7 protein-coding genes are annotated in these 9595 nt (G+C 68.3%); 4 read left to right on the top strand and 3 right to left on the bottom strand.

All coding sequences use genetic code 11. The annotated features are described in order from the left end of the window. Positions 1-487 precede the first annotated feature (487 nt). From KGQ19_RS45060 to KGQ19_RS45050, 3 genes are read right to left on the bottom strand one after another with little or no spacing between them, the layout of a single operon-like run. Entirely contained in the window at positions 488-721 is a 234-nt protein-coding gene (locus KGQ19_RS45060; RefSeq protein WP_212021171.1) for a hypothetical protein, read from the bottom strand. 57 nt (positions 722-778) lie between these two features. Beyond that, positions 779-1639: a M55 family metallopeptidase gene (locus KGQ19_RS45055; protein ID WP_212021169.1), complete on the bottom strand. Its 861-nt coding sequence runs from the start codon at positions 1637-1639 to the stop codon at positions 779-781. A 33-nt stretch (positions 1640-1672) separates the two neighbouring features. After that, positions 1673-2407 (bottom strand): alpha/beta fold hydrolase, encoded by a 735-nt coding sequence (locus KGQ19_RS45050; protein WP_212021166.1) that lies wholly within the window; start codon positions 2405-2407, stop codon positions 1673-1675. Positions 2408-2521: 114 nt separating this feature from the next. On the opposite strand from KGQ19_RS45050, the gene KGQ19_RS45045 reads away from it, so the two are divergent. From KGQ19_RS45045 to KGQ19_RS45030, 4 genes are all read left to right on the top strand, one after another. Beyond that, positions 2522-3169 (top strand): histidine phosphatase family protein, encoded by a 648-nt coding sequence (locus KGQ19_RS45045; RefSeq protein ID WP_212021164.1) that lies wholly within the window; start codon positions 2522-2524, stop codon positions 3167-3169. Positions 3170-3336: 167 nt separating this feature from the next. Further along, positions 3337-7362 carry a glycoside hydrolase family 3 C-terminal domain-containing protein gene (locus KGQ19_RS45040; RefSeq protein WP_212021162.1) on the top strand — a complete coding sequence of 1342 codons (4026 nt, stop codon included), beginning with the start codon at positions 3337-3339 and terminating at the stop codon, positions 7360-7362. After that, complete coding sequence (locus KGQ19_RS45035) at positions 7356-8570, top strand: Gfo/Idh/MocA family protein (protein ID WP_438801903.1); 1215 nt, start codon at positions 7356-7358, stop codon at positions 8568-8570. The genes KGQ19_RS45040 and KGQ19_RS45035 overlap by 7 nt, the downstream gene beginning before the upstream one ends. Next, on the top strand, positions 8567-9574 hold the full coding sequence (locus tag KGQ19_RS45030; protein WP_212021156.1) for a sugar phosphate isomerase/epimerase family protein: 1008 nt from the start codon (positions 8567-8569) through the stop codon (positions 9572-9574). The genes KGQ19_RS45035 and KGQ19_RS45030 overlap by 4 nt, the downstream gene beginning before the upstream one ends. Positions 9575-9595: the final 21 nt, after the last annotated feature.

Below are 9595 nucleotides of genomic sequence, written 5' to 3'. Positions count from 1 at the left end.
GGCTTCTCTAGACAAGAACCGATGTATCAGAGGTCTCGTTCACACCACCAACCAGCCCCTTGACACCCCCACCAAAACCTTAACTACGCGGCATTGTGCCGGTGGCCGGGGGTCAAGTTCGCGCTATGCGAAACCGCAGGTCAAATGCATGACCGCCGCGCGCGGACTTTACCCCCGGACACCGGTGCTGTACCCATCGGGCTGACGACGCGACCGAGGGGAACGGACCGCACCACCTCAGGGACCGCCGCCGCTGAGACTAGATCAGCCACCCGAGGGAACCGCGCTAGTTTCCCTGAGGTTGCCGAGGCCCGCCGGAGGCCCGGCTCTTCATCACAGTTTTTGATCTTGCTCTTGATCTTGCTCTTGATCTTGCCCGTGCTCGGACCTACTGGAGTTGAAGAGGCCTGAGGTGCGGCGGGGTTGTGAACGCGGGAACTGGCGGCCGACAATCAAACCCGCCGACCCGAACCCCGAACCGGCACAACTATGACCGAAGGCCGTAAAAAGCTTCTAAAACCCACACGCCAACCGCAACCCGGCCCGCAAACTCCAGCCCCAAAAGAAACCCCGCACCGTCGCCCAGCAGCGGATCATGCTGGCCCGCAGCGCCGGTCGGGAACAGTGGGAACAGTTCCAGACCGGCGACCAGCAACCAGCAACCAGCAACCAGCGACCAACGCATCGCGAACCGCCAACCAAAGCATGCCTGACGCGCCACTCGCGACACCGCTCCAGCCGCGACACCCACCGCTCCAGCCGCGACACCGCCTCTGTCTCACTCGGCGATGCCGCGCGTCAGCATGACCAGCATGACGAAGGTGCGGTAGAGACGGATCGGGTCGTCGTCCGCGATCCGGACGACGGTCGGATCCTGATCGTCGCGCTCAACACGCTCCAGCCACGTCGCCATCTCGGCCAGATCCGGGTTGCGCAGCCGGATCGTGAGAGTCGCCGGGGTGTCGATGCGGGCCGTCGGCTTGTCGTGTCGCTCGTGTCGCTCGTGTTGCTCGCGCAGAGAATCGATGGCCTGCCGCGCGTGGTCGGCGATCAGCTCCCTGGCACGCGCCGGGTGCAGGCTCTCGGCCGCGAACCGCGAAACCGACTGTTTCACCACCGCGGCTTGCGCCCGTGGCCAGAACGGTTCGAGCTCGCGCGCCGTCGTCTGGTCGCCGGTCACCAGCACCACCGGTACCCCATACCCCTGGGCGACCAGCGAGTTGATTCCGGACTCCCCGGCCAGCGTGCCGTTGAGCCGGACCTGTGCGATCGCGGCCGGGTTGTAGGTGTGGGACAGCGTTGCCGATTCTGCCGAGGCCGAGCCGTGGTAGGAGACGAAGAAGCAGGCGTCGAAGGACTCGTCGAGGCCTTGCATCATGTAGAGCGGCTTGTGGTGGCCGGACAGGTAGGACGCCCGGCCGCTCAACAGTTCCGGCCGCAGGTTCGCCATCCGGCCGTGCGAGTCGTTGACCAGGAACTCGTGTGGGCCGCCGGCCAGGTTCGCGCCGTCGATCGCCGCGTTCACCTCTTCTTGCAGCAGCCCGCGGTAGTGCTCGTAGTCGTGCTGGCCCGGCCGGCATTGTTCCCAGTTCACGACCCCGGCCGTGCCCTCCATGTCCGAGGAGATGAAGATCTTCACTGCTGCTCCTTACCCGGCGTCCGGTTCTGAGCGCTACTTGACGATCTCGCCCAGCAGCGCGGCCAGATCGTCCGGCCGCGACAGCATCGGCCAGTGCCCGGTGGGCAGGTGGTGCAGCTCCAGCTGGGTCATCAGACCGAAGATCGGGCTGACGGCGGCCAGCTCGGTGATCTGCTCCGGGGTGAAGGTGCAGCAGATGCCTGACGCCGGGACCGGCAGCTTGTCGCCGGGTCGCTCCAGCGGGTCGGTCACGGTCCGGAACGGCTGCGGGCTCCCCAGCGTCCGCATGCGCTCCAGGTCCGCCTCGCTGATCCCGGCCAGGTTCACCGGATCGGCGGCCGTGTCGAAGGACGGGACCGGCAGCAGCCAGCCCGCGCCCTCGTCGGCGACCAGCTGCCGCTGTGCCTCCTGGGCCGCGGGCGGGTTGAACTCGATGGTGCCCTGGCCGGACGGCATCGGGCCGGTGTCCACGTAGACCAGCCGGGTGATCAGCTCCGGGGCCGCGTCGGCCACGCCGGTGACCGGCATGTTGCCGCCGCTGTGGCCGACCAGCACCACATCGCTGAGCCGGTGCTGGCGCAGGTAGCCGACGATGTCCGCGACCTCGTCCTGCAAAGTGGTCTCCGGCGTGGCCTCCTTGGCCCGCTCGCCGATCCCCAGCATGGTCAGCGGATGCACCTCGTGGCCGGCCGCGCGCAGGCGCTCCGCGACGGTGTCCCATTCCCAGGCGCCCAGCCAGAAACCGGGGACCAGAACGAACGTGGCCATGGCACACACCTCTCAAACCATTGGTTGATGCCTTCAACCCCGACCATAGCCGCCGCCACTGACAATCGCGCCCGCTGCCGACAGCGGTGGAACGCATGGTGGAAGACTGATCCGATGCGCACCATCTACGCCGTCACCCACACCGAAGCGACCCACCATGTCGACAAGCTCGTCGGCGGCTGGTACGACTCGCAGCTGACACCGGCCGGCCGACGGGATGCCGCGGCTGTCGGCCGGGTGCTGCGGGCTGAGATTCCCGCCGGTGCCGACGTCGAGGTGATCTCCTCGGACTCGCTGCGGGCCCAGCAGACCGCGGAGAAGGTTTCCGATCTGCTCGGCGTCACGACCGTCCTGGACCGGCGGTTGCGGGAGAAGTCCTACGGGGAAGCGGAGGGGCGGCCTCGGCAGTGGCTGGACCGGCGATTCATCCCGCCGCCGGCCACCGGGGATCGGATGGGGCACTACGAGGGCATGCGCGGTGGCGAAACGCGCGGGGAATGCGCGCAGCGCGTCTACGCGGCGATGGCGGAGATCCTCGCGCGCGACTGTGAGTACCAGATCATCGTGACCCACGGCTTCGCGCTGACATTCGTCATCGCGGCCTGGATCAAGATGCCGTTCGAAGCGCTGGGGTCGGTGAGCTTCCGCGTGGCATCGGGCAGCATCACGACGCTGCGCGAGGACGACTTCTACCACAACCGTCAGGTCGTCAGCCTCGGTGATACCCGCCATCTCGGCGATACCCGACACCTCGGCACCTGACCGCCACCGCCAGAGGTCTCAGCGCGCGACGGTAACCCACTTAATTGCCAATCCGCACCGCCCCACGCTTTATCCAGTCGGGTATGAGGTGGCGTCTTCGCTGATCAGCGGCCTGGACGGGAAAGGTCCGCCGACAACCTTGCCCCCGATAACAGCGTGGGTTTTATATGCATCCCATGATGCGCCCAGTCCGCACGCTGCTGTGCACCGCAATCGCCCTGGCCATGGTGCCGGCCGCCGCGTACGCGAGTACGCAGGCCACCCCACCGGCCGACGCGCCGGCCGCCCAGTCCGCGCAGCCGATCTACCTGAACACGCACTACTCGTTCGCCGAACGCGCCGCGGACCTGGTCTCGCGGATGACGCTGCCGGAGAAGGTCGCGCAGCTGCAGACCAACAGCGCGCCGGCGATCCCGCGGCTGGGGGTGCAGAAGTACACGTACTGGAGCGAGGGCCAGCACGGCGTCAACACGCTGGGCGCCGACGAGAACCGGGGCGGCGTCACCGGCGGGGTGCACGCGACCAGCTTCCCGGTGAACTTCGCCGCGACGATGTCGTGGGATCCGGAGCTGACCTACCAGGAGACCACCGCGGTCTCCGACGAGGTGCGCGGCTTCGACGACAAGTCACTGTTCGGGACCGGGCAGAACAACCTGGGCCCGTCCGCGAGCGACTACGGCGCGCTGACGTTCTGGGCGCCGAACGTCAACATGGACCGCGATCCGCTGTGGGGACGCACGAACGAGTCGTTCGGCGAGGACCCCTACCTCACCTCCACGATGGCCGGCGCGTTCGTAGACGGCTACCAGGGCGAGACCATCACCGGTCAGCAGCAGACCCCTTATTTGAAGGTCGCGGCGACCGCCAAGCACTACGCCCTGAACAACGTCGAGGACAGCCGGCACACCGGCAGCTCCGACACCACCGACGCCAACATCCGGGACTACTACACCAAGCAGTTCGCGTCCCTGGTGCAGAACGCGCACGTGTCCGGGATCATGACCTCCTACAACGCGGTCAACGGAACGCCGTCACCGGCCGACACCTACACGGTCGACGAACTGTTGCAGGCCACCTACGGCTTCTCCGGCTACACCACCTCCGACTGCGGCGCGATCGGTGACGTCTACGGCGCCGCCTCGCACGGCTGGGCCCCGCCCGGCTGGACCAGCAACGGCACGTCCTGGACGAACAACACCACCGGCAAGCAGATCTCCGCGGCCGCCGGCGGCCAGGCCTTCGCGATCCGGGCCGGCACCCAGCTCAACTGCTCAGGCGGCGAGATGACCACGCAGAACATCAGCGCGGCCATCGACCTCGGGCTGCTCTCGAACGGCGTCGTGGACTCCACCTTGACCCGGCTGTTCACGGTGCGCATGCAGACCGGCGAGTTCGACCCGGCCAACCGGGTCGGCTACACGGACATCACCAAGGCCCAGATCGAATCCCCGGCGCACCAGGCGCTCGCTGAGAAGGTCGCCGCGAACGACATCGTGCTCCTGCAGAACGGCAGCGTGTCCGGCACGTCGGCCAAACTGCTGCCGGTGGACCCGGCCAAGACCGGCGACATCGTCATCGTCGGAGACCTGGCGAACAAGGTGACGCTCGGCGGCTACTCCGGCGAACCGACGCACCAGACCAACGCGGTGCAGGGGATCACGGCGGCGGTGAAGGCCGCGAACCCGTCGGCGACCGTCACCTTCGACGACTGCGGCACCTCGACCAAGGCCACCACCCCGGCCGCGTGCTCGGCGGCGACCCAGGCCGCGATCAAGACCGCGAGCCTGGTGATCGTGTTCGCGGGTTCGGACATGAGTGTCGCCGACGAGGCCAACGACCGCAGCACCCTGGCCCTGCCGGGCAACTACGACTCGCTGATCAGCCAGGTCTCGGCCCTGGGCAACCCGCGCACCGCGCTGGTGATGCAGGCCGACGGCCCGTATGACATCCAGGCCGCGCAGAAGGACTTCCCGGCGATCGTCTTCAGCGGCTACAACGGCGAGAATCAGGGTACTGCGCTGGCCCAGGTGCTCTTCGGGCAGCAGAACCCGGCCGGGCACCTGGACTTCACCTGGTACGCGGGCGACAACCAGCTCGCACCGATGGACAACTACGGACTGACTCCGTCGCAGACCGGCGGGCTCGGGCGGACCTACCAGTACTTCACCGGGACCCCGACCTACCCGTTCGGCTACGGCCTTTCCTATAGCGGCTTCACGTATTCGCATGTCCAGGTCGGTCCGGAGAAGGCCAGCGCGGACGGGACCGTCCATGTCGGCTTCGACGTCACCAACACCGGCTCCGTCGCCGGGACCACCGTCGCTCAGCTCTATGCCGCGCTTCCCGGCGCTGGGTCCGGCGACACGAACCGCGAACAGCTCGCCGGCTTCCAGAAGACCAAGAACCTCCAGCCCGGCCAGAGCCAGCACATCTCGTTGTCGGTCCAGGTCTCCAGCCTCAGCAAGTGGGACGAGAACAGCCTGAAGCAGGTCGTCGCCGACGGCGCGTACCAGTTCCGCGTCGGCCCGGACTCGGCGACCACGGCCGGTTCCGGCACCGTGGACGTGCACGGCACGATGACGCCGCGGGTGCAGTCGGTCGCGGTCCAGCCGGACCAGGTGGTCTTCACCGCCGGCCAGACGCTCGACCTGACGGCCGCCAACCCGTGGATCGCGCCTGACACCAACTCCACGCTGGAGCAGAACCACGCGCCGGCCGCCAACATCGTCGAGGCGGTCAACAACGACCAGTCGTTCGTGGACCTCACCCACGCGAACGTCCGCTACAGCACCAGCGACCCGCGCGTCGCCACGATCAGCCCCTCCGGCATCGTGACCACACACGCGCCGGGAGCGGCGACGATCAAGGTGACGGTGAACGGGGTGACCGGCACCGCCCCGATCATCGTGCAAGACCCGTTCGCGTTGCAGGCCCCTTCGATCGTGAAGCCGGCGACCACGACCACCGCGACCGAGACGTTCACCAACACCAGCTCCAAGCCCGTCCGCGAGCTGCGCCTGGGCCTGACCACCCCGACCGGCTGGACCGCGACCGCCACCACGCCGGTGACGCTGCCCAGCGTCGCCCCCGGCCAGAAGGTGACGGCCAGTTGGACCGTCGCGATCCCAGCCGCCGCCAGCCCCGGTACGCAGACGGAGCTGGACGCGACGACCGCCTTCGTCGGTGCCGCCGGACCCGACACCCAGACGTCGGTCGGCCCGGTCACGGTGACCTCCGGCGCCACCCCGGAACAGGCCACGCCGGTGATCACCGGGACCAGCCCGGCCGCGGGATCGTTGAAGGTCGTGCTGAACAACCCTTCGGACACAGCTACCTCGGTGACCGGGGTGAAGTGGCAGCTCGGCAGCCTGTCCGGCACCGCGCCGGTCAGCGTCACGATCGCCGCCGGGGCCTCGGCCACGGTGACGGTGCCGGTGACCGGCATCAGCTTCGCCACGATCTACCCGCTGACGGTCAGCAGCGTCATCTCCGGCGGGCTGTCCTCGGAGAATCTGACCGGGCACGCCACCTTCGTGCCAGTGGTCAACAAGAGCCTCGGTAGTTCGTGGACGGTCGCCGATGTGCAGGACGGCCCGTACGTGAACCTGTCGACCAGCGCGGACGGGACGTGGGCGTCGCTGGACGGCTCGCTGCCCTACGGCGGCGACTCCTATCTGTCCGGCAAGATGTGGTTCGACTGGGACGCTAAGAACCTTTACGTCACCGCCGATATGACCGAGGCCGCGTTCTCCCAGACCAACACCGCCGGCGACATCTGGAAGGGCGACAGCTTGCAGGTGTCGGCCACTTCCGGGGTGCCGGGATCGTCGGGGTCGGTGAGCAACGACTCGCTCGAAGGGCACTATGAATACGGGGCCGCACTCACTCCGGCCGGTTCCCAGCTCTATCGGTGGATCAGCCCCTCGCAGGGTGCGGGCCTTGTGACCGACGCACAGGTGCATGTGACCCGTGATGACGCGGCCCACACGACCCTTTATGAGATCGCGATCCCGTGGAGTGACCTCACCTCGTTGCAGCCGACGGCCGACTCTGTGTTCTCCATCTCGACGATGCTCAACAACGTCGACAGCGGGGTTCGGAACGGCTACCTCCAGTGGGGTGGGGGTATCGGGGACAACAAGGATGTCGCCGAGTTCAACCAGGCGCAGCTGATGCCGGCGGCTGGATCGTGAGCGAGGGGAGCAGCGTGCCCGGGGTACTCCGCGTCGGCCTGATCGGTCACGGCTTCATGGGCCGCATGCACTCGCTGGCCTGGCAGACCGCCGGCCGGGCCGTCGAACTGCCGTTGGTGCCCGAGCTGACCGCGATCGCCGGCCGCAACGCCGAGGCCGTCGACCGGGCGGCGCGCGCCTGGGGCTGGCGGTCCGCGACCGACGACTGGCGGAGCCTGATCGAGCGGGACGATATCGACGTCATCGACATCACCACGCCCGGAGCGCTGCACGCCGAGATCGCTTTGGCGGCGCTCGCGGCCGGCAAGCACGTGCTGTGCGAGAAGCCGTTGGCGAACACGTTGGAGCAGGCCCGCGCGATGACGGCCGCCGCGCGGGATGCGGCGGCCCGCGGGGTCCAGTCCATGGTCGGGTTCAACTACCGGCGCACTCCGGCCCTGGCGCTGGCGCGCGATCTGGTCGCTCAGGGCCGGATCGGCGAGATCCGGCATGTGCGGGCCGTGTACTTGCAGGACTGGATCAACGATCCGGAGTTCCCGCTGGTATGGCGGCTGCGGAGGGAGGAGGCGGGGTCCGGGGCGTTGGGCGACCTCGGTGCGCACATCGTGGACCTCGCCTACTTCCTGACCGGCCGGCGGATCACCGGATTGAGCGCCCTGACTCGCACGTTCGTCGAGGAGCGGCCGTTGGCGACCTCGGCCTCCGGGCTCAGCGGCGCGGCCGGGAGCGAGCGGGGCCGGGTGACGGTTGATGACGCCGCGGTCTTCTTCGCTGATTGCGAGGGCGGGGCGATCGCGACGTTTGAGGCGACGCGCTTCGCGCCGGGGCGCAAGAACGCTATGCGGATCGAGGTGAATGGGTCCAACGGGAGCGTGGCTTTCGACTTTGAGGCGATGAATGAGTTGCTGTTCTACGACGCGACCGGGGACAGCGCGGGCGCCGGCTTCACCCGCATCCTCGCCACCGAACCGCAGCACCCTTACTTGGACGCGTGGTGGCCGCCGGGCCACGGCCTGGGCTACGACCACACGTTCGTGAACCAGAAACGGGACCTGGTCGAGGCGATCGCCGCCGGGAAGCCACCGACGCCGTCGTTCGCCGACGGGCTCTACGTGCAGAGCGTGCTGGCCGCGGTGCAGGACAGCGCTCGCAACAAGTCCGGATGGACTGCTGTGCCAACAGGATCGACAGAAGAAGGTACGCGATGACCCGTCCGATCACCCTGTTCACCGGCCAGTGGGCCGACCTCCCGTTCGAGCAGGTCTGCCGACTGGCCGCGGACTGGGGCTACGACGGCTTGGAGATCGCCTGCTGGGGCGACCACTTCGAGGTGGACCGGGCATTGAACGAGCCCGGCTACGTCGCCGGTCGCAAAGCCCTGCTGGCCGGCCACGGCCTCCAGGTACACGCGATCTCCACGCACCTGGTCGGCCAGGCGGTCTGCGACGCCGTGATCGACGGCCGGCACCAGGACATCCTCCCCGCGCGCATCTGGGGCGACGGCGAGCCCGAGGGCGTCCGCAAGCGCGCGGCGGCGGAACTGGCCGACACCGCGCGGGCGGCGGCCGAACTCGGCGTGCAGACCGTCATCGGCTTCACCGGCTCACCCATCTGGCACCTACTGGCCATGTTCCCACCGGTCTCCGCCGACGTCGTCGAGGCCGGCTACGAGGAGTTCGCACGCCGCTTCCACCCGATCCTGGACGTCTTCGACTCAGTCGGCGTCCGCTTCGCCCACGAGGTGCACCCGAGCGAGATCGCCTACGACTACTGGTCCACAGTGCGCACCCTGGAGGCAATCGACCACCGCCCAGCCTTCGGCCTCAACTTCGACCCCAGCCACTTCGTCTGGCAGGACCTGGACCCGGCCGGCTTCCTCTACGACTTCCGCGACCGCATCTACCACGTGGACTGCAAGGACGCGGCCAAGCGCCTCAACGGCCGCAACGGCCGCCTCGCCTCGCACCTGCCCTGGGGCGACCCCCGGCGCGGGTGGGACTTCGTGTCCACGGGGCACGGCGACGTGGCGTGGGAGCCGGTGTTCCGGATGCTCAACTCGATCGGATATCAGGGGCCGATCAGCGTCGAGTGGGAGGACGCCGGCATGGACCGGCTGGTCGGGGCACCTGAGGCGCTGGCATTCGTGCGGGGGCTGGCGAGGATTGAGCCGCCGGCGGCTTCGTTCGATGCGGCTTTCAGCCAGGGGCGGTGAGGCAGGGGGCGATCAGGCGGG

The organism is Catenulispora pinistramenti, from assembly GCF_018274385.1.
Lineage (GTDB): Bacteria > Actinomycetota > Actinomycetes > Streptomycetales > Catenulisporaceae > Catenulispora > Catenulispora pinistramenti.
Note: the sequence above shows the minus strand (reverse complement) of the source record. Positions and strands in the feature narration are given on the sequence as shown.

What these genes read in the sequence shown, in the direction of transcription:
- KGQ19_RS45050 (WP_212021166.1), bottom strand. Translation starts at nt 2,407, where the DNA reads ATGGCCACGTTCGTTCTGGTCCCCGGTTTCTGGCTGGGCGCCTGGGAA.
- KGQ19_RS45045 (WP_212021164.1), top strand. Translation starts at nt 2,522, where the DNA reads ATGCGCACCATCTACGCCGTCACCCACACCGAAGCGACCCACCATGTC.
- KGQ19_RS45040 (WP_212021162.1), top strand. Translation starts at nt 3,337, where the DNA reads ATGCATCCCATGATGCGCCCAGTCCGCACGCTGCTGTGCACCGCAATC.
- KGQ19_RS45030 (WP_212021156.1), top strand. Translation starts at nt 8,567, where the DNA reads ATGACCCGTCCGATCACCCTGTTCACCGGCCAGTGGGCCGACCTCCCG.